Origin of the sequence: Spirillospora sp. NPDC127506 (genome assembly GCF_040302145.1) — a bacterium.
Lineage (GTDB): Bacteria > Actinomycetota > Actinomycetes > Streptosporangiales > Streptosporangiaceae > Spirillospora.
Window position 1 is genome coordinate 25,108 of sequence record NZ_JBEORG010000026.1, and the last position, 25,089, is coordinate 50,196.

General features: G+C 74.0%; 22 protein-coding genes. 18 read left to right on the plus strand and 4 right to left on the minus strand.

Features of this window, described 5'->3' with window-relative positions; all coding sequences use genetic code 11:
• Positions 1 to 12: 12 nt before the first annotated feature.
• Positions 13 to 363: an arsenate reductase (glutaredoxin) gene (gene arsC / locus ABTW95_RS23390; protein WP_396448014.1), complete on the minus strand. Its 351-nt coding sequence runs from the start codon at positions 361 to 363 to the stop codon at positions 13 to 15.
• Positions 363 to 827, minus strand: coding sequence for a YbaK/EbsC family protein (locus ABTW95_RS23395; protein WP_396448015.1), 465 nt, complete (start codon positions 825 to 827; stop codon positions 363 to 365). Before ABTW95_RS23395 ends, arsC begins: the two co-directional genes overlap by 1 nt.
• Positions 828 to 850: 23 nt before the next feature.
• Between ABTW95_RS23395 and ABTW95_RS23400 the strand changes: the two genes are divergently transcribed.
• The 4 genes from ABTW95_RS23400 (at position 851) to ABTW95_RS23415 (ending at position 5,359) form a co-directional block, all read left to right on the plus strand.
• Positions 851 to 1,642, plus strand: coding sequence for a L,D-transpeptidase family protein (locus ABTW95_RS23400; protein WP_396453802.1), 792 nt, complete (start codon positions 851 to 853; stop codon positions 1,640 to 1,642).
• Between the two features lie 270 nt (positions 1,643 to 1,912).
• Positions 1,913 to 2,410 (plus strand): SAV_6107 family HEPN domain-containing protein, encoded by a 498-nt coding sequence (locus tag ABTW95_RS23405; protein ID WP_396448019.1) that lies wholly within the window; start codon positions 1,913 to 1,915, stop codon positions 2,408 to 2,410.
• Positions 2,411 to 2,647: 237 nt separating this feature from the next.
• Positions 2,648 to 3,835 carry a CoA transferase gene (locus ABTW95_RS23410; RefSeq protein ID WP_500227394.1) on the plus strand — a complete coding sequence of 396 codons (1,188 nt, stop codon included), beginning with the start codon at positions 2,648 to 2,650 and terminating at the stop codon, positions 3,833 to 3,835.
• 117 nt (positions 3,836 to 3,952) lie between these two features.
• A complete protein-coding gene (locus ABTW95_RS23415; RefSeq protein WP_500227395.1) occupies positions 3,953 to 5,359 on the plus strand; it encodes an MFS transporter in 1,407 nt (468 codons plus the stop codon).
• Between the two features lie 187 nt (positions 5,360 to 5,546).
• On the opposite strand, the gene bldD is transcribed toward ABTW95_RS23415, so the two are convergent.
• The gene (gene bldD / locus ABTW95_RS23420) at positions 5,547 to 6,041 is read right to left on the minus strand and encodes a transcriptional regulator BldD (RefSeq protein ID WP_021597992.1); all 495 of its coding nucleotides are present in this window, start codon (positions 6,039 to 6,041) and stop codon (positions 5,547 to 5,549) included.
• Between the two features lie 426 nt (positions 6,042 to 6,467).
• Here bldD and pyrR point away from each other — a divergent pair, with 426 nt between their 5' ends.
• The 13 genes from pyrR (at position 6,468) to metK (ending at position 21,082) form a co-directional block, all read left to right on the plus strand.
• Positions 6,468 to 7,040 (plus strand): bifunctional pyr operon transcriptional regulator/uracil phosphoribosyltransferase PyrR, encoded by a 573-nt coding sequence (gene pyrR / locus ABTW95_RS23425; protein ID WP_396448023.1) that lies wholly within the window; start codon positions 6,468 to 6,470, stop codon positions 7,038 to 7,040.
• On the plus strand, positions 7,037 to 7,978 hold the full coding sequence (locus ABTW95_RS23430; RefSeq protein WP_396448024.1) for an aspartate carbamoyltransferase catalytic subunit: 942 nt from the start codon (positions 7,037 to 7,039) through the stop codon (positions 7,976 to 7,978). Before pyrR ends, ABTW95_RS23430 begins: the two co-directional genes overlap by 4 nt.
• Positions 7,975 to 9,261 carry a dihydroorotase gene (locus ABTW95_RS23435; protein WP_500227396.1) on the plus strand — a complete coding sequence of 429 codons (1,287 nt, stop codon included), beginning with the start codon at positions 7,975 to 7,977 and terminating at the stop codon, positions 9,259 to 9,261. Before ABTW95_RS23430 ends, ABTW95_RS23435 begins: the two co-directional genes overlap by 4 nt.
• The gene (gene carA / locus ABTW95_RS23440; RefSeq protein WP_500227397.1) at positions 9,258 to 10,376 is read left to right on the plus strand and encodes a glutamine-hydrolyzing carbamoyl-phosphate synthase small subunit; all 1,119 of its coding nucleotides are present in this window, start codon (positions 9,258 to 9,260) and stop codon (positions 10,374 to 10,376) included. The genes ABTW95_RS23435 and carA overlap by 4 nt, the downstream gene beginning before the upstream one ends.
• Complete coding sequence (gene carB / locus ABTW95_RS23445; protein ID WP_500227398.1) at positions 10,376 to 13,738, plus strand: carbamoyl-phosphate synthase large subunit; 3,363 nt, start codon at positions 10,376 to 10,378, stop codon at positions 13,736 to 13,738. Before carA ends, carB begins: the two co-directional genes overlap by 1 nt.
• Before the next feature lie 66 nt (positions 13,739 to 13,804).
• Positions 13,805 to 14,692, plus strand: coding sequence for an iron-sulfur cluster-binding protein (locus ABTW95_RS23450; protein ID WP_396448028.1), 888 nt, complete (start codon positions 13,805 to 13,807; stop codon positions 14,690 to 14,692).
• Complete coding sequence (locus ABTW95_RS23455) at positions 14,689 to 15,669, plus strand: dihydroorotate dehydrogenase (protein ID WP_396448029.1); 981 nt, start codon at positions 14,689 to 14,691, stop codon at positions 15,667 to 15,669. The genes ABTW95_RS23450 and ABTW95_RS23455 overlap by 4 nt, the downstream gene beginning before the upstream one ends.
• A complete protein-coding gene (gene pyrF / locus ABTW95_RS23460) occupies positions 15,666 to 16,388 on the plus strand; it encodes an orotidine-5'-phosphate decarboxylase (protein ID WP_396448030.1) in 723 nt (240 codons plus the stop codon). Before ABTW95_RS23455 ends, pyrF begins: the two co-directional genes overlap by 4 nt.
• A gap of 757 nt (positions 16,389 to 17,145) precedes the next feature.
• A complete protein-coding gene (gene mihF / locus ABTW95_RS23465) occupies positions 17,146 to 17,472 on the plus strand; it encodes an integration host factor, actinobacterial type (protein WP_021597647.1) in 327 nt (108 codons plus the stop codon).
• A gap of 70 nt (positions 17,473 to 17,542) precedes the next feature.
• Positions 17,543 to 18,154 (plus strand): guanylate kinase, encoded by a 612-nt coding sequence (gene gmk / locus ABTW95_RS23470; protein ID WP_396453828.1) that lies wholly within the window; start codon positions 17,543 to 17,545, stop codon positions 18,152 to 18,154.
• 27 nt (positions 18,155 to 18,181) lie between these two features.
• Positions 18,182 to 18,436: a DNA-directed RNA polymerase subunit omega gene (rpoZ, locus tag ABTW95_RS23475; protein WP_021597645.1), complete on the plus strand. Its 255-nt coding sequence runs from the start codon at positions 18,182 to 18,184 to the stop codon at positions 18,434 to 18,436.
• 69 nt (positions 18,437 to 18,505) lie between these two features.
• Positions 18,506 to 19,732, plus strand: a complete 1,227-nt coding sequence (coaBC, locus tag ABTW95_RS23480) for a bifunctional phosphopantothenoylcysteine decarboxylase/phosphopantothenate--cysteine ligase CoaBC (RefSeq protein ID WP_396453797.1) — start codon at positions 18,506 to 18,508, stop codon at positions 19,730 to 19,732.
• Between the two features lie 156 nt (positions 19,733 to 19,888).
• Positions 19,889 to 21,082, plus strand: coding sequence for a methionine adenosyltransferase (gene metK, locus ABTW95_RS23485; protein WP_396448033.1), 1,194 nt, complete (start codon positions 19,889 to 19,891; stop codon positions 21,080 to 21,082).
• Between the two features lie 55 nt (positions 21,083 to 21,137).
• Here metK and ABTW95_RS23490 read toward each other — a convergent pair whose 3' ends face one another.
• A complete protein-coding gene (locus tag ABTW95_RS23490) occupies positions 21,138 to 22,808 on the minus strand; it encodes a DUF8823 domain-containing protein (protein ID WP_500227399.1) in 1,671 nt (556 codons plus the stop codon).
• Between the two features lie 155 nt (positions 22,809 to 22,963).
• Between ABTW95_RS23490 and ABTW95_RS23495 the strand changes: the two genes are divergently transcribed.
• The gene (locus ABTW95_RS23495; RefSeq protein ID WP_500227422.1) at positions 22,964 to 25,081 is read left to right on the plus strand and encodes a primosomal protein N'; all 2,118 of its coding nucleotides are present in this window, start codon (positions 22,964 to 22,966) and stop codon (positions 25,079 to 25,081) included.
• The last annotated feature ends 8 nt before the right edge of the window (positions 25,082 to 25,089 follow it).

A 25,089-nucleotide genomic window follows, 5' to 3' on the forward strand; every position in this document is an offset into this window, starting at 1 on the left:
ATCACACCGCCGTCACCGACTGTCGAGTACCTTGCGCACCGATTCGTCGTCCCTGGCCACGACGGCGCCGTCCCCGGTCACGACGATCGGGCGCTGGATCAGCACCGGGTTCGCCACCATGACCTCGATCCACCGCGCCCGGTCGCGCTCCATGTCCTTGAGGCCGAGCTCCTTGGCGACCGGCTCGTTCAGCCGCGCCACGTCCCACGGCTCGGCGCCGATCCGGGTGAGCACCTCGTCCAGCTCGGCCGCGGTGGGCGGCTCGTCCAGGTAGCGGCGCTCGGTGTAGGCGACGCCCGCCTCGTCCAGCGCGGCCTTCGCGGCGCGGCTCTTCGAGCAGCGCGGGTTGTGCCAGATCTCCATCACTCCACCTCCGCGGGGGTCCCCCCGGTGATCCTCAGCAGTTCCTCGTACGACGTCGGGAAGACGGTGTGCGGGTGCCCGCCGGCCGCCCAGACCTCGTCGTACCTGTTCAGCCAGACGTCCACGAGCGTACGGATCGGCGCGGGGTGGCCGACCGGAGCCACGCCCCCGATCGGCTGCCCGGTCGCCTCCCGGACGAACTCCGGCGTCGCGCGCCGCACCTTCGCCGCGCCCACGAAGGCCGCCACCTTCGCGGTGTCCACCCGGTGCGCGCCGCTGGTCATCACCAGCAGCGGGACCCCGTCGGCGTCGAACACCAGGCTGTTGGCGATCGCGCCGACCTCGCAGCCCAGCTGGTCCGCGGCGGCCTGCGCGGTCGGCGCGGAGTCGGGGAGTTCGATGATGGACCCGGTGGCGCCCTGGTCCCGCAGGGCCTTCGCGACGATTTCGGCATTCGGATGCATGGGAAGCACTTTAAGCTTCCTCCATGCGCGGGATACCGATCGACGTGCGGAAAGGCGCGGTGCTGCTGGTCGCGGCCGCAGCGCTTGCGGGTTGCGACGGGACGGAGCAGGCGGCGCCCCGCGCACAGGAGGGCACGCCGGCCGCCACGGCGCCGGCGACGCCCACGCCGACGCCCACCCCCACGCCCACGCACCGCAAGCTGAAGCCGGGCGCGAAGGGCGACGACGTCAAGGAGCTCCAGCGCCGCCTCAAGGACCTCAACTACGACCCCGGCAAGGTGGACGGGAAGTACGGGCCGTCCACGCAGATGGCCGTGTGGGCGTTCCAGGCGGTCAACCGCATGAAGCAGACCAGCACCTTGGGCAAGTCCTTCTGGAAGGCCCTGGACGCGCCTAAGGAACCGCGCCCGGTGGCCAAGAAGCGCGAGAAGAACCGGGTCGACGTCGACCTGAAGCGGCAGTACCTCGTCCTCTACAAGGACGGCAGCCCGCGCCTCATCTCGCACATCTCGTCCGGTTCGGGGGAGTACTACTGCGCCAAGGACCGCGGCGCCACCGTCCCCCGGTGCCGCTACGCCACCACGGGCACGGGCGACTTCCGGACGGGTCGCCGCTTCACCGGCTGGGAGACCTCGCCCCTCGGGCGGCTCTACAACCCGATCTACTTCAACGGCGGCATCGCCTTCCACGGCGCGCTGGACGTGCCGAAGTACCCGGCGTCGCACGGCTGCGTCCGGATGCCGATGCACATCGCCGAGTACTTCCCGGGCCTGCTCGGGACGAACGTCCCCGTGCACGTCAGGCGGCCCCGCTAGCACGCCTCCGCGAACTGTCGTACCCCGCTGCTGTACTGCCGTCATGCCCGCTGACCTGCGGGTGGCGACACACCTTCGAACACGTTGACGAATCGCCGTCAGGGCGGTTTACTGTGAATGCGTCGAACTTATGTTCGACGTTGGCGCGGGACTCGCGGCCCGCGCCAGGGCGACGTCCCCGCCGATCGCGGTGTTTCGGCGGGACGGACGGCCGGGCGGAGTGAGGGGAAGCTCTCCGCCCGGCCGGCCCGAGCCCGGAAGGAGGCACACATGTCCGGAACGATGACCGCACGCGGAGTCCACTCCGCCGCCCAGTCCGTCCCGCCGCCGAGCCCGCGCCACCGCCCGCTGCCCGCGCCGCGCCCGGCGCACACGGCCGTCGGCCAGCTGCACGCCGCCCGCATGGGCCTCGCCGAGGCGGCCGAGGCCTCCTCGCCCGCCGTCCGCTACGTCTGCGCCCACCTGGCCGCGCTGCGCGCCGCCGCCGCGGTGCTGGCGTCCAAGGAGCCACTGGAGACCCACCGCCGCGGCCGGCCGCGCAGCGTGTGGGTGCTGCTGCCCGAGGCCGAGCCCGCCCTGCGCGAGTGGGCCGCGTTCTTCGCCGCCGGCGCCGACAAGCGCGCCGCCGCCGAGGCGGGCCTGCCGCGAGCCGTCACCCCGCGCGAGGCGGAGGAGCTCGTGCACGACGCCGAGGTCTTCGTCACCCTCGTCGAGGACACCCTCGGCATCGACGGGCAGCCGACCCTGCCCGTCCCGGAGGCCAGCTAGCCGTTACCGGAGGCCCGTCCCCACCCTCCCCACGGGACCGGCCGCGCCGGAGACCGGGGGCGGCCGCCGCGGGCCCCCACCCGCGGGCGGCGCCCCGGTTTCCGGCGGATCCCCGGACGATCGCGCCGGCGGCGGCCGCAATCCCCCCGAGCCGGCCCCGCCGGCGCGATCCCCGCCCGCCCGGGTTCTCCCGACCCGTCCCGGGACGCGCGGCGGGCGCCTGATAGACATCGCTGCATGACGGGAACGCTGCCGCTGGACGGGATGCGCGTGGTGGAGCTGTCCAGCTTCGTCGCGACGCCGCTGGGCGGGATGACGCTCGCGCAGCTCGGCGCGGACGTCATCCGGGTCGACCAGGTGGGCGGCGGCCCCGACATCGACCGGTGGCCGCTCGCCCCGTCCGGCCGGAGCCTGTACTGGGCCGGGCTGAACAAGGGCAAGCGGTCGGTAACCGTCGACCTGCGCTCCCCGGAGGGCCGCGAGCTGGTCGCCGGGCTCGCCGCGGAGAGCGGCATCGTCCTGACCAACGCGCCGCCGCGCCGGGGGCTCGCCTACGACGAGCTGAAGGCGGCCCGGCCCGACCTGATCCACGTCCAGCTCCAGGGCACCCGCGACGGCGGCAACGCCGTCGACTACACGGTGAACGCCGCCGCCGGCTTCCCCGCGATCACGGGCCCGCCCGGCCGGGACGCGCCGGTCAACCACGCGCTGCCCGCCTGGGACGTGGCGTGCGGCCTCTACCTGGCCGTCGGCCTCCTCGCGGCGGAGCGGCACCGCCTGCGCACCGGCGAGGGGCAGAGCATCCGCGTCGCGCTGCAGGACGTCGCCCTCGCCACCGCGGGCAACCTGGGATATCTCGCGGAGGCGCAGCTGGGCGAGCCCAGGCGGCGCCTGGGCAACCACCTCTTCGGCGATTTCGGGCGCGATTTCGCCACCGCCGACGGCCGCGTGATGGTGGCGGTCCTCACGTCCCGCCACTGGCGCGACCTGGTCGAGGCGACGGGCCTCACCGAGGTGAGCGCCGCCCTCGAACGCGCCCTCGGCGCCGACTTCCGCCGCGCCGGCGACCGCTTCGCCTGCCGCGAGGCCCTCGGCGGCGTCCTGGCCCCCTGGTTCGCGTCCCGCACCTGCGACGAGGTCGGGGACGCCCTGGAGGGCACGTCCGTCCTGTGGTCCCGCTACCGCGACTTCGCCGAAGTGGCCGCCGCGCTGCACCGCGAGCCCCTCATGGGCGAACTCGACCAGCCGGGCATCGGCCCCCACCTGGCCCCCGGCTCCCCGCTCCGCCTCGGCGACGCCTCCCTTCCTCCCGCACCGGCGCCGACGCTCGGTGAGCACACGGAGGAGGTCCTGCGGGACGTCCTGAACCTGCCTCCGGAACGCATCGAGGCTCTGCGCGGCATCGGCGCCATCGCGGCCCCCTGACGCCGCGGGGAGTCCCGGCCGTGCGGGGGACGCGGTCCCGGCCCGAGACGGTGGGCCGGGGCGGTGGCGTTCTGTCCCGATATGAGAATGTTAGGGCTGCGAAGTACGGGAGGTGCGGTGGCGGCGCGGGGCGGGCGCGGGCTGGTCCCGCTGCTGGCGTTCCTCGGCGTGATGGCCTACTCGCTGTCCATGGCCGTGGTGACGCCCGCCCTGCCGCAGATCCAGGACGGCCTGGACACCACGCCGGCGGGCGCGGCGTGGGCGCTCACCGCGATGACGCTGTCCGCGGCGGTCGCCACGCCGGTGGTCGGGCGGCTGGGCGACCTGTACGGGCCGCGCCGCGTGCTGCTCGCCGTGCTCGTGACCGCGGCCGCGGGCATGGTCGTCGCGGCGCTGGCCCCGAGCGTCCCGGTCATGCTGGTGGGGCGGGTGCTCAGCGGCGCCGGCGGCGGCGTCTTCCCGCTCGCGTACACGATCATCCGGGACGTCGTGCCGCCCGCCCGGACGGCGTCCGCGGTCGGCCTCATGTCGTCCATGCTCGGGCTCGGCGGGGCCGTCTCCTGGTGCCTGGCGGGGCCGATCATCGACTTCCTCGGCTGGCGGTGGCTGCTCTGGGTGCCGGTGATCGGGCTGGTGCCCGGCGCGGTCCTCGCCTGGTGGATCGTGCCGCGGCCGGCCCCGAAGAAGGCGGTCGGGGTCGACTGGTGGGGCGCCGCGCTCTTCGCCGCCTGGCTGGTGGCCGCGCTCACCGCGCTGACCGAGGGCATGGACTGGGGCTGGACGTCCCCGGGCGTCCTCGGCCTGCTCGCGCTGTCGGCCGTGACCGCCTGCGCTTGGGCGCGGGTCGAGGGCCGCGTCGCCGAGCCCCTGGTCGACCTGCGGGTGATGCGCATGCGCGGCGTCTGGACGGCGAACGCCGCGTCCCTGCTGTCCGGCTACGCGCTCATGGCGGGCGGCCTGCTGTTCCCGCTGCTCGTGCAGCTTCCGCGGGACACCGGCTACGGCTTCGGCGGGACCGCGACCCAGGCGGCCCTCCTCCAGCTCCCCGCGAGCATCGGCATGACCGCGGCGGGCATGGCGGCGGGCCTGCTCGACCGGCGGATCGGCTCCCGCCTGGTGCTGCTCGGCGGCGCGCTGACGACCGGCCTCGGCTACGCGTTCGTGGTCTTCCAGCACGCCGCCATGTGGCAGCTCTACGTCGGCGGCCTGGCCAGGGGCATCGGCCTGGGCTTCGCCTACGCGGCCGTGGCGAACCTCGTCGTCGCCGCCGTGCCCGCGGGCGCGACCGGGGTGGCGACCGGCGTCAACACCCTCGTCCGCACGGTCGGCGCGTCCCTCGGGACGCAGATCAGCGCGGTCGTCATCGTGGCGGTCCCCGGCGAGGGCGGCTACACCGCCGGCTTCGCGCTGAGCGCCGCCGCCATGGCCGCCGTCCTCCCCCTGGCCCTGCTGGCCCCGCGCCGCCGCCTCGCCGGCGCACGCGTGCGCGACGTGGACGGGCGGCGCGCCGTGGAGGCGCTCTGACGAGCGGCCTCGGCGCTGGACGGCGCCGCTGCCCGGAACACTCGCTGCCCGGAACACCCCCGCAACCCGGAACACCCCCGCAACCCGGAACACCCCCGCAACCCGGAACGCCCCCGCAACCCGGAACGCCCCGCGACGCGGAACGGGGCCCGGCGACGCCGGGCCCCGTCTCGGTGGTGCGGGCGGATCAGAAGGACTCGACGGCGCGGCGCGCCTCCGGGTCGAGGACGCCCCAGCCGATCAGCTCTTCGGTCAGCTCGGTCGGGGACTTGTCGTAGATGACCGCGAGTGAACGCAGGTCTTCCTGGCGGATGGACAGGACCTTTCCGTTGTAGTCGCCCCGCTGGCTCTGGATCGTCGCGGCGTAGCGGGCGAGAGGACCGGCCTTGTCTTTCGGAAGCTGCTGCAACCGCTCTAGATCGATCACGAGCTTGGGTGTTGGCCCGAGCGGGCTCGGCGCGGCTCCGCCGGGCAGCAACTCGGAAACCGGCACGCCGTAGAAATCGGCGAGCTCGGCCAGCTTCTGAACGGTGACGGCGCGGTCGCCCCGCTCGTACGAACCCACGACGACGGCCTTCCAGCGGCCGCGTGACTTCTCCTCCACCCCGTGCAGGGACAGGCCCTGCTGGGTGCGGATGGCGCGCAGGCGCGCGCCGAGAGCCTTAGCGTATTCAGACGGCATTCTCGGCCCCCCAGGCTCACTTTCAGCGTCGTCGGGACCCCGGTCGTTGTCACCGGGGGGAGACAGATTCACGAAGCCAGGGGGCCTCAAGAGTCTGTCTCCAGGGATGGTTACGGACAGTGACGGTAAAACGGGTACGGCCCCAGGTCAAGCTGATTGGAAAAAAGCGGTCGAATCCGCAGGTCTCGATCCGGGCCGTCCGGATCGCCGCCTCCCCGTGCCGACGCGGCGTGCCGGGTCGGTCACGCCCGCCGGCCGGTGATCGAATGTGACGCCTCTCACCTGCGAAGACGTGGACCGGTCCGGGGGTGGGCCGGTCCGGGCCGGCTGCTAACGTGGGGGCGACACAACGTCCTTTAAGGCCCGTCCCGTGAGGCGGGGAAGGAGGTTTCGGCGGTGAATGCTGCCTCCGGACAGGAGCAGCGCGTGGCGGACGGTGATCCCCGGCCCAAGGCCGTTCTGGAGGGTCCCGACATCAGGCGCGCGCTGACCCGCATCGCACACGAGATCCTCGAGCGCACCAAGGGCGGCCACGACGTCCTGCTGCTCGGCATCCAGACCCGCGGCGTGACGCTGGCCGAGCGGCTGGCGGGGGCGCTGCGCGAGGTCGAGGGCCGCCCGGTGCCATGGGGCTCGCTCGACGTGACCATGTACCGCGACGACCTGCGGATGCGGCCCGCCCGCGCCCTCGGCCGCACCGAGCTGCCGCCCGGCGGCGTCGACGACAAGGTCGTCGTGCTGGTCGACGACGTGCTGTTCTCGGGCCGTACCGTGCGCGCCGCGCTCGACTCGCTGAACGACCTCGGCCGGCCCCGCGCCGTCCAGCTGGCCGTGCTGGTCGACCGCGGGCACCGGGAGCTGCCCATCCGCGCCGACTACGTGGGCAAGAACCTGCCCACCTCGATGCGCGAGACCGTGAAGGTCCTGCTCGAGGAGAACGACGGGCGCGACGCGGTCCTGCTCGGACCCGCGCCCGGCACGACGGGGGGTGCCCGGTGAACCGCCATCTGATCTCCGCCGCCGACCTGTCCCGCGACGACGCGCTGCTCGTCCTCGACACCGCCGAGGAGCTGGCGCAGATCGCCGACCGCTCCATCAAGAAGCTGCCGACGCTGCGCGGCCGGACGGTCGTCAACCTGTTCTTCGAGGACTCCACCCGCACCCGGATCTCGTTCGAGGCGGCGGCCAAGCGGCTGTCCGCGGACGTCATCAACTTCTCCGCCAAGGGGTCGAGCGTGTCCAAGGGCGAGAGCCTGAAGGACACGGCCCTCACGCTGGAGGCGATGGGCGCCGACGGCGTCGTCATCCGGCACAGCGCCTCGGGCGCGCCGCACCGGCTCGCCGGCTGGGTGCGCGGCAGCGTGGTCAACGCCGGCGACGGCACGCACGAGCACCCCACCCAGGCGCTCCTTGACGCGCTCACCATGCGCAAGCGCCTCGGCGGGCTGGACGGCCGCCGCGTCACGATCGTGGGCGACGTCCTGCACAGCCGCGTGGCACGATCCAACGTCCTGCTGCTGAACACGCTCGGTGCGGACGTCACCGTGGTCGCGCCCCCGACGCTGCTGCCCGTCGCCATCGACACCTGGCCGTGCTCGGTGTCGTACGACCTCGACGGCGTCATCCCCAAGAGCGACGTCATCATGATGCTGCGCGTCCAGCAGGAGCGCATGAACGCCGCCTACTTCCCGACGGTGCGCGAGTACAGCCGCCGCTACGGGCTGGACGCCGACCGCATGGCGCAGCTCCCCGAGCACGCCATCGTCATGCACCCCGGGCCGATGAACCGCGGCGTGGAGATCGCCGCCGAGGTCGCCGACTCGGTCCGCTCCACGATCGTCGAGCAGGTCGCCAACGGCGTCAGCGCACGCATGGCGGTCCTGTACCTGCTGCTCGGCGGCTCCGAGCCCGCCATCGGCCAGGAGGTCTCCCAGTGACCGCGTACATCATCAGGGGCGCCCGGATCCTCGGCGGCGAGGCCGCCGACATCCTGGTCCGCGAGGGCGCGATCGCCGAGATCGGGCGCGGGCTGGACGAGGCCGGCGCGCAGGCCGTCGACGCCGACGGCCTCGTCGCCCTCCCCGGGCTGGTCGACCTCCACACCCATCTGCGCGAGCCCGGCCGCGAGGACGCCGAGACCGTCGAATCCGGGACGAAGGCCGCCGCGATGGGCGGGTACACCGCCGTCCACGCGATGGCCAACACCGATCCCGTCGCCGACACGGCGGGCGTCGTCGAGCAGGTGTGGCGCCTCGGCCGCGAGGCCGGGTACTGCGACGTCCAGCCGGTCGGGGCCGTCACCCGCGGCATCGCCGGCGAGCAGCTCGCCGAGCTCGGCGCGATGGCCGACTCCGCCGCGCGGGTGCGCGTCTTCTCCGACGACGGGCACTGCGTGTCCGACGCGGTCATCATGCGCCGCGCGCTGGAGTACGTGAAGGCGTTCGACGGCGTCGTCGCCCAGCACGCCCAGGAGCCGCGCCTCACCGAGGGCGCGCAGATGAACGAGGGCGAGATGTCGGCCGCGCTCGGCCTGCGCGGCTGGCCCGCCGTCGCCGAGGAGGCGGTGATCGCGCGGGACGTGCTGCTCGCCCAGCACGTCGGGTCGCGGCTGCACGTCTGCCACGTGTCCACGGCCGGCTCGGTGGAGATCATCCGCTGGGCGAAGAGCAAGGGCTGCCCGGTGACCGCCGAGGTCACCCCGCACCACCTGCTGCTGACCGACGCCAAGGCCGGCACCTACGACCCGATCTTCAAGGTCAACCCGCCGCTGCGCACCGCCGACGACGTCACCGCGCTGCGGCACGCCCTCGCCGACGGCACCATCGACTGCGTCGCCACCGACCACGCCCCCCACCCGGTCGAGGCCAAGGAGACCGAGTGGGCCGTGGCCGCGATGGGCATGGTCGGGCTGGAGACCGCGCTGCCGGTCGTCCAGGAGGCCATGGTCGAGACCGGCCTGCTCGACTGGGCCGGGGTCGCCGACCGCATGTCCGCCCGCCCCGCCCGCATCGGCCGCCTTTCCGGACAGGGTCGTCCGCTGGAGGCAGGTTCGCCCGCCAACATCACGCTGTACGACCCGTCGCCGCGCCGCGCCGTGGACCCGTCCGCGCTGACCTCCAAGAGCCGCAACACCCCGTTCGCGGGGCTGGAGCTGCCCGGGCGGGTCGTCGCGGCGTTCCTGCGCGGCCGGCCGACCGTCCTCGAAGGGAAGCTCCAATGACCCCTGCGCTGCTCGTCCTCGAAGACGGCAGGGTGTTCCGCGGGACCGCGTACGGCGCCGTGGGGGAGACCTTCGGCGAGATGGTCTTCAACACCGGGATGACCGGCTACCAGGAGACGCTCACCGATCCCTCCTACGCCCGCCAGATCGTCGCGATGACCGCGCCGCACATCGGCAACACCGGCATGAACGGCGAGGACCCCGAGTCGCGCCGCATCCAGGTGGCCGGCTACGTGGTGCGCGAGCCCGCCCGTGTGGCGTCCAACTGGCGCGCCACCGGCTCGCTGGGGTCCGCGCTGCGCGAGCAGGGGGTCGTGGGAATCGCCATCCCCGGCACCCGCGCGCTGACGCGGCACCTGCGCGACAGGGGCGCGATGCGCGCCGCCATCTTCAGCGGGGCGGACGCCCTGGCGCACGGTGAAGGCGCCCTCGTGGAGCGCGTGCGGCAGAGCCCCTCGATGGAGGGCGCCGACCTCGCGCGGGACGTCTCCACCCCCGAGCCCTACGTCGTCCCCGCCAAGGGGGAGAAGCGCTACACGGTCGCCGCCGTCGACCTCGGCATCAAGGCGATGACGCCGTACCGGATGGCGGAGCGGGGCTGCGAAGTGCACGTCCTGCCCGCGACCAGCACCGCCGAGGACATCCTCGCGCTCGGCCCCGACGGCGTGTTCTTCTCCAACGGGCCCGGCGACCCGGCCGCCGCCGGCTACGCCGTCGAGGCGCTGAAGGGCGTCCTCGACGCCGGCGCGCCGTTCTTCGGCATCTGCTTCGGCAACCAGATCTTCGGCCGCGCGCTGGGCCTCGGCACGTACAAGCTGAGGTTCGGCCACCGGGGCATCAACCAGCCCGTACAGGACCGCACGACCGGCAAGGTCGACGTCTCGGCCCACAACCACGGGTTCGCCGTGGACGCCCCCGCCGACGGCCCGTTCGACACCCCGTACGGGCCCGGCGAGGTCAGCCACGTCAACCTCAACGACGGCTGCGTCGAGGGGCTCCGGCTCCTGGAGCGGCCGGCGTTCAGCGTCCAGTACCACCCGGAGGCCGCCGCGGGCCCGCACGACGCGTCCGGGCTCTTCGACCGTTTCTGCGAGCTGATGGAGGCGGCGGACTGATGCCCCGCAGGGAAGACCTCAAGTCCGTCCTGGTCATCGGCTCCGGGCCGATCGTCATCGGCCAGGCGTGCGAGTTCGACTACTCCGGCACCCAGGCGTGCCGGGTGCTGAAGGCCGAGGGCCTGCGGGTCACGCTGGTCAACAGCAACCCGGCCACGATCATGACCGACCCCGAGTTCGCCGACGCCACCTATGTCGAGCCGATCACCCCCGAGGTCGTCGAGAAGATCATCGCCAGGGAGCGGCCGGACGCGCTGCTGCCCACCCTCGGCGGCCAGACCGCGCTGAACACCGCCATCGCGCTGCACGAGGGCGGCGTCCTGGAGAAGTACGGCGTGGAGCTGATCGGCGCCGACGTGGACGCCATCCAGGCCGGCGAGAACCGCGAGCGGTTCAAGGAGGTCGTCGCCAAGGTCGCGCGGGAGCACGGCCTGAACGCCGAGTCCGCCCGGTCGGCCATCTGCCGCACGATGGACGAGTGCCTCGCGGCGGCCGCGGAGCTGGGCTACCCGCTCGTCGTCCGGCCGTCCTTCACGATGGGCGGGCGCGGCTCCGGCTTCGCCCACGGCGAGGACGACCTGCGCCGCATCGCCGGTGCCGGGCTCGACGCGTCCCCGACCAGCGAGGTGCTCCTGGAGGAGTCGATCCTCGGCTGGAAGGAGTACGAGCTGGAGGTCATGCGCGACCGCGCCGACAACACCGTCATCGTGTGCTCCATCGAGAACCTCGATCCGATGGGCGTGCACACCGGCGACTCGATCACGGTCGCGCCCGCGATGACGCTCACCGACCGCGAGTACCAGAACATGCGGGACGTCGCGATCGCGGTGATCCGCGAGGTCGGCGTCGACACCGGGGGCTGCAACATCCAGTTCGCCGTGCACCCCGCCACCGGCCGGATGATCGTCATCGAGATGAACCCGCGGGTGTCGCGGTCGTCGGCGCTTGCGTCCAAGGCCACCGGCTTCCCCATCGCCAAGATCGCGGCGAAGCTGGCCATCGGGTACACCCTCGACGAGATCCCGAACGACATCACCCGCGAGACGCCCGCCTCGTTCGAGCCCACGCTCGACTACGTCGTGGTGAAGGTGCCCCGGTTCGCGTTCGAGAAGTTCCCCGGGGCCGACGGCACCCTGACCACGCACATGAAGTCCGTGGGCGAGGCCATGGCCATCGGGCGCTGCTTCACCGAGGCCCTGCAGAAGGCGCTGCGGTCCCTGGAGAAGAAGGACTCGTCCTTCAGCTGGGCCGGCGACGCCGACGCCCAGGCGCTGGTCGAGTCGGCCAGGCGCCCGCACGACGGGCGGCTCAGGGACGTCCAGCGCGCGCTCTGGGCCGGGGCGGGCGTCCAGGACCTGTACGAGGCGACCGGCATCGACCCCTGGTTCCTCGACCAGATCGCCGCCGTCAACGAGATCGCCGAGGAGATCCGCACCGCCGACGACGCGCTCACCAGGGACAAGCTGCTGCGCGCCAAGCGGCACGGGTTCTCCGACGCGCAGATCGGCGAGCTGCGCAACCTCTCCGAGGAGGTGGTCAGGGAGGTGCGGCACGCGCTCGGGATCCGCCCCGTCTACCTGACCGTCGACACCTGCGCCGCCGAGTTCGAGGCGCGGACGCCGTACCTGTACTCGGCCTACGACGAGGAGACCGAGGTCCCGCCGGGGACCAAGCCCAAGGTCATCATCCTGGGCAGCGGCCCCAACCGCATCGGCCAGGGCGTCGAGTTCGACTACTCCTGCGTCCACGCGTCCTTCACGCTGGCCGAGGCCGGCTACGAGACCGTGATGGTCAACTGCAACCCCGAGACCGTCTCCACCGACTACGACACCTCCGACCGGCTCTACTTCGAGCCCCTCACCCTGGAGGACGTCCTGGAGGTCGTCTACGCCGAGCAGCAGTCCGGCGAGGTCGCCGGAGTCATCGTCCAGCTCGGCGGCCAGACGCCCCTGGGGCTGGCGCAGAAGCTGAAGGACGCCGGGGTGCCGATCGTGGGCACCTCCCCGGAGAGCATCCACCTCGCCGAAGAGCGCGGCGCGTTCGGGCACGTCCTGCACAAGGCGGGCCTGCTCGCCCCCAAGCACGGCACCGCCACCTCCTACGAGGAGGCGCTGGAGATCGCCGCCGAGATCGGCTACCCGGTCCTGGTCCGGCCCTCGTACGTGCTCGGCGGGCGCGGCATGGAGATCGTGTACGACGACGCCACGCTGGAGTCGTACATGGCCCGCGCCACGGAGGCGAGCCCCGAGCACCCCGTGCTGGTCGACCGCTTCCTGGACGAGGCCATCGAGATCGACGTCGACGCCCTGTTCGACGGCGAGGAACTCTACCTCGGCGGCGTCATGGAGCACATCGAGGAGGCCGGCATCCACTCCGGCGACTCGGCGTGCGCGCTGCCGCCGATCACGCTGGGGCACGACGACATCCGCCGCATCCGGGAGTCGACGGAGGCGCTCGCGCGCGGCGTCGGCGTGCGCGGGCTCATGAACGTCCAGTACGCGCTGGCCGCGGGCGTCCTGTACGTCCTGGAGGCCAACCCTCGCGCGTCCCGCACCGTGCCGTTCGTGTCCAAGGCGACCGCCGTGCCGCTCGCCAAGGCGGCGGCGCGCGTCATGATGGGCGCCACCATCGCCGAGCTGCGCGCCGAGGGCATGCTGCCGGAGGCGGGCGACGGCGGCGCGCTGCCGCTGGACGCGCCCATCGCGGTGAAGGAGGCCGTACTGCCCTTCGACCGGTTCCGCAACGAGCTCGGGCAGGGCGTCGACATCGTCCTCGGCCCCGAGATGCGCTCCACCGGCGAGGTCATGGGCATCGACGAGGTGTTCGGCACCGCGTTCGCCAAGTCGCAGCAGGCCGCCTACGGCGGTTCCCTGCCGACGAAGGGGAGCGTCTTCGTGTCCGTCGCGAACCGCGACAAACGGCACATGGTGTTCCCCGTGAAGCGGCTCGCTGACCTGGGCTTTGAGATTCTTGCCACGGAAGGGACCGCGGAGGTCCTGCACCGCAACGGCGTGCGTGCCAAGATCGTGCGCAAGCACAGCGAGGGTCCGGGCCCGTCCGGCGAGCCCACGATCGTGCGGCGCGTCCTGGACGGCGAGGTCGACCTCATCGTCAACACGCCCTTCGGCAGCCCCGGCCAGTCCGGGCCGCGGCTCGACGGTTACGAGATCCGCACCGCGGCGGTGCTGCGGGGCGTACCGTGCGTGACGACCGTGCAGGGGCTCGCGGCGGCCGTGCAGGGCATCGAGGCCGTCGCGAGCGGCCAGGTCGGCGTCCGCTCCCTCCAGGAGCACGCCGAGCGGCTCAGCGGCGCGCACGGGCGCACCGGCTCCGCCGGTGCCGGCGCCGGCCCGGCCGGGTGAGGACGGGCCGGGCGGACCGGGCGGCGCGTCCGGCCCGCCCGGCGCACGACGAGGAGAGGGAGACGGGTGTCCGACACGCCGGTGCAGACGTCGGCGACGGTGCTGACGGTCCGCCAGGTGCAGGACTACCACGCGATGACGCTGGTGGCCCCGGCCGTCGCCGAGCGGTTCCGGCCGGGCCAGTTCGTGGCGCTCGCCGTCGGCGGCGAGCACACGTCCCGCCTGGTCCGCCGCTGCTTCGGCGTGCACGAGGTCAAGTCCGACTACGGCGGCACGGTCGAGCTGGTGTTCGCCGACACCGAGCCCGGCACGGCGTGGCTCGCCGGCCGCCGCTCCCGCGACCAGATCGACCTCGTCGGGCCGCTCGGCCGCCCGTTCCGGCTGCCCCGCGACCCGGTCACCTGCCTGCTCGTCGGCGGCGGCCCGGGCGGCGCCGCGGTGTTCGCGCTCGCCGACACGCTGCTGCGGCGCGGCTGCCAGGTCCACTTCGTGCTCGGCGGGCCGTCCGCCCGGCAGGTGTTCGGGTCCCGGATGGCGCAGCGCATCGGCGACAGCGCGACCGTCGCCACCGAGGACGGCTCGATGGGGGAGCGGGGCGCCGTCCGCGACGTCCTGCCCCGCGTCATCGAGGAGACCGGCGCCGACGTCGTCTACGGCTGCGGCCCCACGGCCCTGCTGCGGTCGGTCACCCAGATCGCCGGCGACTTCGGCCTCCCCTCGCAGGTGTCGGTCATGGAGTTCCTGCGGGAGACCGGCGCGTGCGGCATCGGCGTGTGCATGACCTGCATGCTCCCCGTCCACGGCGACGACGGCGTCACCCGCATGGTGCGCGCCTGCGCGGACGGGCCCGTCCTGCGCGGCGACCGCGTCCGCTGGGGCGACCTCGGCACCATCCCGTTCGACGCGCTCGGCGCGCCGCGCGTCCTGAGCGTCTCCGAAGGGGGCTCCCAATGAGCGACAGGGTCACGACGACGCTCGGGCCCCTGGAACTGCCCAACCCCGTCATGACGGCCTCCGGGTGCGGCGGGACGGGGCGCGAGCTCGCCCAGTTCTTCGACCCCGCCCGCCTGGGGGCGTTCGTCACCACGTCGGTGATGCCGCAGGCGCGCGCGGGACGCCCCACGCCCCGCGTGACCGAGACCCCGAGCGGCCTCCTCACCGCCATGGGCCTGCCGGGCCCCGGCGTCGAGGCGTTCCTGGAACGCGACCTGCCCTGGCTCATCGAGCAGGGCGTCCGCACGATCGTCTCCATCGCCGGCGGCAGCGTCGAGGAGTACGGCGAGGTCGCCCGCCGGCTGCGGGGCGTGCCCGGCATCGCCGCGCTCGAGGTGAACGTCGCCTGCCCCAACGTCGAGGACCGCGGCCGCGTGTTCGCCTGGCACCCCGCCGCCGCCGCGTCCGTCGTGCGCGCCGTCCGCGCCCACGCGCGGCCCGGCGTCCCGGTCTTCGCCAAGCTCGCCCCGGACGTGACCGACATCGTCACGATCGCGCTCGCCTGCGCCGACGCGGGCGCCGACGGCCTCACCCTGATCAACACGGTGGAGGCCATGGCGATCGACCCGGGGACGCTCCGGCCCGCGCTCAGCGGCGTGTCCGGCGGCCTGTCCGGGCCCGCGATCCGGCCGCTCGCGGTCCGCTGCGTCTACCAGGTGCACGCCGCGCTGCCCAGCACCCCGATCATCGGCGTCGGCGGCATCGCCACCGGGCTCGACGCGCTGGAGTTCATCCTCGCCGGCGCGTCCGCCGTCGCCGTCGGCACCGCCCTGTTCCACGACCCCGCGGCCGCCCCCCGCGTCCTGCGCGAGCTGGAGGAGGCCCTCGCGGCCCGCCGCATCGGCCGCCTCGCCGACGCCGTCGGCCTCGCGCACAAGCCCGCCGGGTACGTCCCGCCCCAGGTGCGCCCGCAAGAGCCCGAGAAGGAGAAGCTGTGACCGCCGCCCCCATCGCCGTCGCGCTGGACGCGCCCGACCTGGAGACGGCCGCGCGCTGGGCCACCCTGGTGACGCCGCACGTCTCCACCGTCAAGGTGGGCCTGGAGCTGTACCTGCGGTACGGGCCGGACGCCGTCGCCAGCGTGCGCGGCGCCAGCCGCGTCCAGGTCTTCCTGGACCTCAAGCTCCACGACATCCCGGCGACCGTCCGCGGCGCCGCCCGCGCCGTGGCGCGCCTGAAGCCGTCCTACCTGACCGTGCACGCCGCCGGCGGCCCGGCGATGATCCGCGCCGCCGTGGAGGCCGCCCCCGCCACCAGGATCGCGGCGGTGACCGTCCTCACCTCCCTCGGCGAGGCCGACCTCACCGCGCTCGGTCTCGCCGGGCCGGCGCCGGACGCCGTCCGCCGGCTGGCGCTGCTGTCGGTCGAGGCGGGCGCGCAGGCCCTCGTCTGCTCCCCGCAGGAGGCCGCCGCCGTGCGCGCCGAGGTCGGCCCCGGCATCACGCTGATCACGCCGGGTGTCCGCCCGGCCGGCGCCGCCAACCAGGACCAGGCGCGGGTGGCCACCCCCGAGGACGCCCTCGCCGCCGGCGCCGACCTGCTGGTCATCGGCCGCCCCATCACCGGCGCGCCCGATCCGGGCGCCGCCGCGGCGGCCATCGCCGCGGCCCTGCGCCGCACCTCCGCCGCCGCCCCCGACCGCGCCAACACCCCCTGACCGGCGCGGCAGCCGCGCGCGGCGCGCGGTTCCGCGGCGGCGCCCGATGGGAGATAACTCCATTCGGTGCGAAAGTTTCGAGCGTTGTTGGGCGTGCGGGATCGCGCATTGTGGTTTTAGTCGCATGCGAATGTCGGAGCCGGAGTGTTCGCATTGCGAGTACGTGCCGAACGACGAAGTCGTTCACGCGGAGTGGCGATTCCGGCCGGACGGCTCCGGCGGGAGCGCCGGTCGTTCCGCGTCCATGTCGGCGCCCTGGCGGCGGGCGGGGAGCTGTGTGGCGGGTGGCGCGGCCCTCCGAGCGGGAGACGATCTTGGCGGGTCGGTTGTTGTCGAGGATGACAGTAACGGTGCCGCCGCGACGTGCGGAACGGCGCGGCGTGACGAGTGTCACCCGGTCGGGATCGGTTGTGGGAGACCTCACAGGGGGCGGCGGGGGACGGTCGCGGAGGCCGCCGGCGGGCCGGCGGGGCGGCCCCGGAGGGCGCGCGAACCTCAGTGACATAAGGGTACCCAGCGCCGCATTTGGGGTCGGATCGGGGGGATTTTCACGATCATGCGAAAGTCCCAGCAAGGCAAGGGGATGGGCCGCCGGCACCCCCGGATTGGGTACACTCTGTATTCAGGACACTCCGGGGAGTGATTTTCGTGAATTTATGGTGGGCTAAACGGCACTTCACGTTGCCTAATGGGTGGTGAACTCGCTAGTTTCCCAACCCGTCCGACTCCGTCGAGTGGAAACCTGAGGTGACCCGGCGTGGCTCTTCCGCCCCTAACCCCCGAACAGCGCGCCGCAGCCCTGGAGAAGGCTGCCAAGGCCCGCAAGGAGCGGGCCGAGGTTAAGAACAAGCTGAAGCACGGGGGAACCTCGCTCGCCGAGGTTCTCAAAGAAGGTCAGTCCGACGACGTCATCGGCAAGATGAAGGTGTCGGCGCTCCTGGAGTCCCTGCCCGGCGTGGGCAAGGTCCGTGCGAAGCAGATCATGGAGCGTCTGGGCATCGCCGAGTCCCGCCGTGTGCGGGGCCTCGGCGCCAACCAGCGCGCCTCCCTGGAGCGTGAGTTCGGCGGAAGTGCGAACCGCTGACGCGCGACTCACGGGCGGGCGCGGCGGTCAGGCCGCCGCGGCCGGCCCGGGGCGACCCGGGCCCGGCACCATCCCGCCCGGCTCCGGCGCACCCTCCGACGCGCCGGAAGGCTCCACAGCGCCCGGCCCGCTCGCGCGGCGGCTGACGGTCCTCTCCGGGCCGTCGGGCGTCGGCAAGAGCACGGTCGTCGCCGAGATCCGGCGATCACACCCCGAGGTGTGGCTGTCGGTCTCGGTGACAACCCGGGCCCCCCGCCCGGGTGAGACCGATGGTGTGCAGTACTACTTCGTCGACGACGCCGGTTTCGACCGGCTCGTCGCCGAAGGGGAGCTCCTCGAATGGGCCGAGTTCGCGGGGAACCGCTACGGCACCCCGCGCCGGCCCGTCGAGGAGCGCCTCGCCCGCGGAGAGCCGGTCCTCCTGGAGATCGACCTCCAGGGCGCCCGGCAGGTCCGCGCGTCGATGCCGGAGGCGCGGCTGGTGTTCCTCGCCCCGCCCAGCTGGGAGGAGCTCGTCCGCCGGCTCACCGGCCGCGGCACCGAGCCGCCCGAGGTGATCGAGCGCCGGCTCGAGGCGGCCCGCGTCGAACTCGCCGCCGAGAAGGAGTTCGACGTCACCCTCGTCAACACGTCCGTCCAGGACGTGTGCGACGAGCTGCTAGCCTTGATGGCCGAACAGTAGCGAGACCTACCAGCGGAAGGCCACCGAGTGGCAGCCAGCAATGAGGGCATCACCAACCCGTCGATCGACGAGCTCCTGGAGGTCGTCGACACCAAGTACGGCCTCGTGAGCATCGCGGCCAAGCGCGCCCGGCAGATCAACGCCTACTACGCCCAGCTGGGCGAGGGCCTGCTGGAGTACGTCGGCCCGCTCGTCGAGACCCAGGTGCAGGAGAAGCCCCTGTCGATCGCGCTCCGCGAGACGCGCGAGGGCCTCCTGAACGCCGAGCCCATCGAGGGCTGAGCGTCCCGCGTCCGGGCGGCCGGGCGACCCGGTGCCGCCGGTGCGGGCGCCTGATGGGACAGTGTCACCATGACCTCCCGTAAGCCGCGCGTCGTGCTCGGCGTGAGCGCCGGCATCGCCGCGTACAAGGCGTGCGAGCTGCTCCGGCGGCTCACCGAGTCGGGCCACGACGTCACCGTCGTGCCGACCGCCGACGCGCTCCGCTTCGTCGGCGAGCCCACCTGGGCGGCGCTGTCGGGCAACCCGGTGTCCACGCGGGTGTGGGACGGCGTCGCCGACGTGCCGCACGTGCGGCTCGGCCAGAACGCCGACCTGGTGTTCGTCGCGCCCGCCACCGCCGACCTGCTCGCCCGGGCCGCGCAGGGGCTGGCCGACGACCTGCTCACCAACACCCTGCTCACCGCCCGCTGCCCGGTCGTGTTCGCGCCCGCGATGCACACCGAGATGTGGGAGCACCCGGCGACCCAGGCCAACGCGGCGACGCTGCGCTCCCGGGGCGCGATCGTGGTGGAGCCCGCCTCCGGGCGGCTCACCGGCAAGGACACCGGCCCCGGCCGGCTGCCCGACCCCGCCGAGCTGTTCGAGGTGGCGCGGCACGTCCTGGCCCGCGGCGCCGGCGGCCGCGACCTCGCCGGGCGGCACGTGGTGGTCTCCGCGGGCGGCACCCGGGAGCCGATCGACCCCGTCCGGTTCATCGGGAACCGCTCGTCCGGCCTGCAGGGCTACGCCCTCGCCCGCACCGCCGTGGCCCGCGGCGCCCGGGTGACCCTCGTCTCCGCCAACGTCGCGCTGCCCGACCCCGCCGGCGCCGAGGTCGTCCCCGTCGGGTCGGCCGAGGAGATGCACAAGGCCGTGGCGGCGGCCGCCGCCGGCGCCGACGCGGTCGTGATGGCCGCCGCCGTCGCCGACTTCCGCCCGGCCGGCTACCGGGGCTCGAAGATCAAGAAGGCCGAGGGCGCCGAGCCGGAGCCGATCCGGCTCGTGAAGAACCCCGACATCCTGGCCGAGCTCGGGCGCACCCGGCGCCCCGGCCAGGTCATCGTCGGCTTCGCGGCCGAGACCGACGACGTCCTCGCCAACGGCCGCGCGAAGCTCGCCCGCAAGGGCAGCGACCTCCTCGTCGTCAACCGGGTCGGCGAGAACCTGACCTTCGGGCGGCCCGACAACGAGGCCGTGATCCTCGGCGCGGACGGCTCGCAGACCGAGGTCCCGCGCGGCGCCAAGGAGGCGCTCGCCGAGGTCGTCTGGGACCTCGTGGCCGCCCGCCTGAAACCCCCCGTCCCGGATCGTGCGTAGCCGGGACCGGCGGCGATCCCGCTAGACTTCCGATCCTGACACCCGTTGGCCCTAACACCCGTGGGGAACCCCGGCGGGGGCGCCGTCCCCCTCCGAACTCGACAAAGAATCCGTCCTGCGACGTCAGTCAGCAGCCGCTGCAAGGAGTTCACGTACGTGTCTCGCCGCCTGTTCACCTCCGAGTCCGTGACCGAAGGACACCCGGACAAGATCGCGGACCAGATCAGCGACGCGATCCTCGACTCGATGCTCAAGGACGACCCGAAGAGCCGGGTCGCCGTCGAGACGTTGATCACGACCGGTCAGGTGCATGTGGCCGGTGAGGTCACCACCGAGACCTATGTGGACATCCCGGGCGTGATCCGGGAGAAGATCCTGGAGATCGGCTACGACTCGTCCAAGAAGGGCTTCGACGGGCACTCCTGCGGCGTGTCGGTGTCCATCGGCGCGCAGTCGCCCGACATCGCGCAGGGCGTCGACGACGCCTACGAGACCCGCGAGGGCGAGGGCGTCGACGACCTCGACCGGCAGGGCGCCGGCGACCAGGGCCTCATGTTCGGCTACGCCACCAACGAGACGCCCGAGCTGATGCCGCTGCCGATCACCCTGGCGCACCGGCTCGCGCAGCGGCTGTCGGCGGTCCGCAAGAGCGGCGACGTCCCCTACCTGCGCCCGGACGGCAAGACCCAGGTCACCATCGAGTACGACGGCGACCGCGGCGTCCGCCTCGACACCGTCGTGGTGTCCAGCCAGCACGCTCCCGACATCGACCTGAAGGAGCTGCTCGCGCCGGACGTGAAGGAGCACGTGGTCGACCCGGTGCTCGCCCAGTTCGACCTCGACACCGAGGGCTACCGGCTGCTGGTCAACCCGACCGGCCGCTTCGAGATCGGCGGCCCGATGGGCGACGCCGGCCTCACCGGCCGCAAGATCATCGTCGACACCTACGGCGGCATGGCCCGGCACGGCGGCGGCGCGTTCTCCGGCAAGGACCCGTCCAAGGTCGACCGGTCCGCCGCCTACGCGATGCGCTGGGTCGCCAAGAACCTCGTCGCCGCGCAGCTCGCCGACCGCGCCGAGGTCCAGGTCGCCTACGCGATCGGCAAGGCGCACCCGGTCGGCGTGTTCGTGGAGACGTTCGGCACCGAGAAGGTCGCCCCCGAGAAGATCGAGAAGGCGATCGACGACGTGTTCGACCTGCGTCCGGCCGCGATCGTCCGCGACCTCGACCTGCTCCGCCCGATCTACTCGCAGACCGCCGCCTACGGCCACTTCGGCCGGTCCGAGCCCGACTTCTCCTGGGAGTCGACGGACCGCGCCAAGGACCTGGCCTCCGCCGCCGGCCTCTGACCCGCGGGCACGGAAAGGCCCCGGGGCGCCCCCGGGGCCTTTCCCATGGGGCCGCTCAGGCTGGGCAGTGGTTGCCGCGGTGCAGGCCGTACCGGGCGGCGATGGTGTACCGGCCGGGCTCGTGCGCCGTCAGCCGGACGAAGTCGCCCGCGCGCGCCAGGCAGGCGTCCCCGCCCGTCGCGCTCAGCCACGGCGACCAGGAGACCCGCACCAGGACGGATCCCGGGGACGGCATGTCGACGACGAGTTCACCGGCGTTCAGCTCGTGGACGGACGCGGGGCGGTCGACGAGCGGCGTCGGGCGCGCGACGCGGAACAGGCGCCAGTGCTCGTCCCGCCACACCTCGGTGAGGTAGGGCTGGCCGCCCCCGACGAGCGCGGCCTCCTCCTGCGCCGACCAGTCGACCTCCTGCTCGGGCAGGACGACGTACTGCACCGCCCACTCGTGCAGCCAGTCGCGGTATGAGCCGGGCGTCAGCGCGCCGTCCTCATAGAACAGCTCGTGGCGTTCGGCGTCGACCTGCCGGTTCCAGCCGCGCGCCAGGACGAAGTGGCGGGCGAGGCCGGACGACTCCCAGTGGGAGCGCAGCGGCACGACCTCGATGCGGCCCTTCTCCGCGCCGAGCGCGTCCAGCTCCGCGACGAGGCCGCGGGCGTGGCCGGCCGCGGCCGCCGCGGGCTCGGTGTGGATCAGGTCGTCGACGGGCTTCACGACCTGCCAGGACGCGGTGACGATGAACGCCAGCGACAGCACGGCGATCCGGAACGTGCCCTGCGCGCGGGCCACCGCCGACAGCAGGAACATGCCGCCGAACAGCAGCGACAGGCGCTCGACGTTGCTGCCGACGGGGGAGGGGATCAGCCAGGTCAGGATGATCCCGGTCAGGTAGACGCCCGCGCCGAGGCGCACGAACGTCCAGCTCTTCGGCGCGCACAGCAGGAGCGCGGCGACGCTGGTCACGGCGGGCAGCACGATCGCGGTGAGCGAGATCGGCTGGACGCCGCTGAAGGGGAACAGCAGGCTGGTCGTCCCCACCACCAGGGGCAGGCCCACGGCGACGCAGACGCCCGCGCGGCGGCGGCCGGTGAGGAACAGCGCGGCGGCCAGCACCAGCAGGAACAGGCCGGCGACGGGGCTGGCGAGCGAGGCGAGCACGCTGCACCCCGCCATCGCCGCGGCCCGCAGGGCGGGCGTGCCGCGCGGCGTGAACGCCGCGATCGTCGCCATGAGCGCGAACGTCAGGCCCAGGCCGAAGGTGACGCGGCCGGAGGCGGCGTTGCACGACAGCGCGAACGCCGCCCACAGCGAGGCGGGCAGCGCCACGGGCGCCCGGAACCTCTTCAGCAGGTGCGCGGTCAGGGCGGCGGAGAGCGTGCCGGTCACCACCGCGACCGTGCGTATGCCGAACAGCGCCATCAGGTACGGCGACATCACGCTGTAGGACGCCGGATGCATCCCGCCGTACCAGGCGAAGCTGTACGCGGCGCCGGGGTGCTCCCAGGCGAAGTCGGTCCACGCGGCCTGGGCGGCGAGGTCCCCGCCCTCGGCCGCCAGGAACAGCCCCCACACCAGGTGGAGGGCGGCGGCCGCGACCGTCGCCGCCACCACCGGGTGGCGCGCCCGCTTCTTCCATCTGGCCCATGCGGACGGGGGGCCGGCGGGACGGCGCGGCGATCCGTGCGGGACCGGGGCGTCCGCCCGCTCTCGAGTATGCGCTGTGGTCACTTCGCCTGCACGGGCTCGTCGGACGGCGTGGGCGCGGAGGGGGGCCTCGGGCAATGGGCCGGCGGGCGCGCGCCCTTCAAACGGATCAACCCTAGCGTGCGCGTCCGGCCGCCGGGCCGGTCCGGCTGTCGGGTCGGTCTGGTAGGACGGTGAGCGTGACGAAGGACGGCGGGGGAGCGGACCTGATCCCGGGGCTGGCCGACCTCCCGCGCCCGCCCGCCGGCGAACCCGGCGGACGGGCTGGGGGCAAGGGGGCGGGCAAGGGCGCGGGGAAGAAGGCGGCCAGGCCGCGGAAGAAGGGGGCGCGCAGCCCGGCCGCGGAGCTGCCCGTGGCGCGGATCGCGGTCGACGTGTCCCTTCCGCACCTCGACCGGCCCTTCGACTACCTGGTGCCCGCCGAGCTGGACGCCGAGGCCGTGCCGGGGTGCCGGGTGCGGGTGCGGTTCGCCGGGCAGCTCGTCGACGGGTTCCTGCTGGAGCGGGCCGCCGAGAGCGGGCACGACGGGAAGCTGCTGTACCTGGAGCGGGTCACCTCGTCCGAGCCGGTCCTGACGCCGGAGGTCGCCGCGCTGGCCCGGGAGGTGGCCGACCGGTACGCGGGCTCGTTCGCCGACGTGCTGCGGCTGGCCGTCCCGCCCCGGCACGCCCGGGTGGAGGCCGAGCCCGCCACCGGTCCCCCCGAGCCCCCCGAGCCGCCGGAGCCGCCGGCCGCGGTCGACGCCGGCGTCTGGGCGGACTATCCGGCCGGCCCGTCGTTCCTGCGCGCCCTCGCCGGAGGGCGGGCGCCCCGCGCGGTCTGGACGGCGCTGCCCGGCCCCGGCTGGACCGCCGCCATCGCGCGGGCCGTCGCCGCCGCGCTGAGCGGCGGGCGCGGCGCCATCGTGGTGGTCGCCGACGGGCGCGACGTGGCGCGGGTCGACGCCGCGCTCAAGGCCGAGCTGGGGGAGGGCCTCCACGTCGCCCTGACCGCGGAGCTCGGCCCCGCCGAGCGCTACCGCCGCTGGCTCGCCGTCCTGCGCGGCAGGGCGCGGGCGGTCGTCGGCACGCGCGCCGCCATGTTCGCGCCCGTCGCCGATCTCGGGCTGGTCGTGCTGTGGGACGACGGCGACGACGTCCACGCCGAGCCCCACGCGCCCTACCCGCACCCCCGCGACGTCCTCGCGCTGCGCGCGCACAGGGCGGACGCGGGGGCGCTGATCGGCGGGTTCACCCGGACCACCGACGCGACGCAGCTGGTGGAGACCGGCTGGGCGCACGCCCTCTCCGCCGGCCGGGACCGGGTCCGCGCGGTGATGCCCCGCGTCCGGTACGCGGGGGAGGACGCGCAGCTCGCCCGCGACCCCGCCGCCCGCACGGCGCGCCTGCCGAACGTCGCGTTCGAGGCGGCCCGCGGCGCGCTGGAGGGCGGGCCCGTCCTGGTCCAGGTGCCGAGGCGCGGATACGTGCCGGGCATCGCATGCGGGCGCTGCCGCACGCCGGCGCGGTGCGGGGGGTGCCGCGGGCCCCTGTCGCTGGCGTCGTCCCACGCCGCCCCCTACTGCCGCTGGTGCGGGCGCATCGCGGGCGACTGGCACTGCCCCGAGTGCGGCTTCGTCCAGGTGCGGGCCGTCGTGGTGGGGGCCAAGCGCACGGCGGAGGAGCTGGGCCGGGCGTTCCCCGGCGTGCCGGTGCGGACGTCCGGCCGGGACGCGATCCTCGGACGCATCGGCCCGGCCCCTGCCCTGGTGGTCGCCACGCCGGGGGCCGAACCGCCCGCGGACGAGGGGTACGCGGCCGCCCTGCTGCTGGACGGCTGGGTCCTGCTGGGCCGCCCCGATCTGCGCGCCGGCGAGGAGGCGCTGCGGCGCTGGATGAACGCGGCGTCGCTCGTCCGCCCGCAGGGGCCGGTGATCGTGGCCGCCGAAGGGTCGCTCCCGCCCGTCCAGGCGCTCGTCCGGTGGGACCCGGTCACCTACGCGGAGCGCGAGCTGGCCGAGCGGAGGGAGGCGGGGTTCCCGCCCGCCGCGCGGATGGCGTCGCTGACCGGCTCCCCGGCCGCCGTGCGGGAGCTCCTGTCCGAAGCCCGGCTGCCGGAAGGGGCGGAGGTCCTCGGGCCCGTGCCCGTCCCGCAGGCGGGGACCGACGCCCAGGAGAAGGAGCGCGCGCTGATCCGGGTGCCGCGGGCCGCCGGGCACGCCATGGCGCGCGCGCTGAAGGAGGCCCAGGGCGTGCGCAGCGCGCGCAAGGCCGCCGAGACGGTTAGGGTCCAGATCGACCCCCTGGAGCTGATCTGACCAATAGG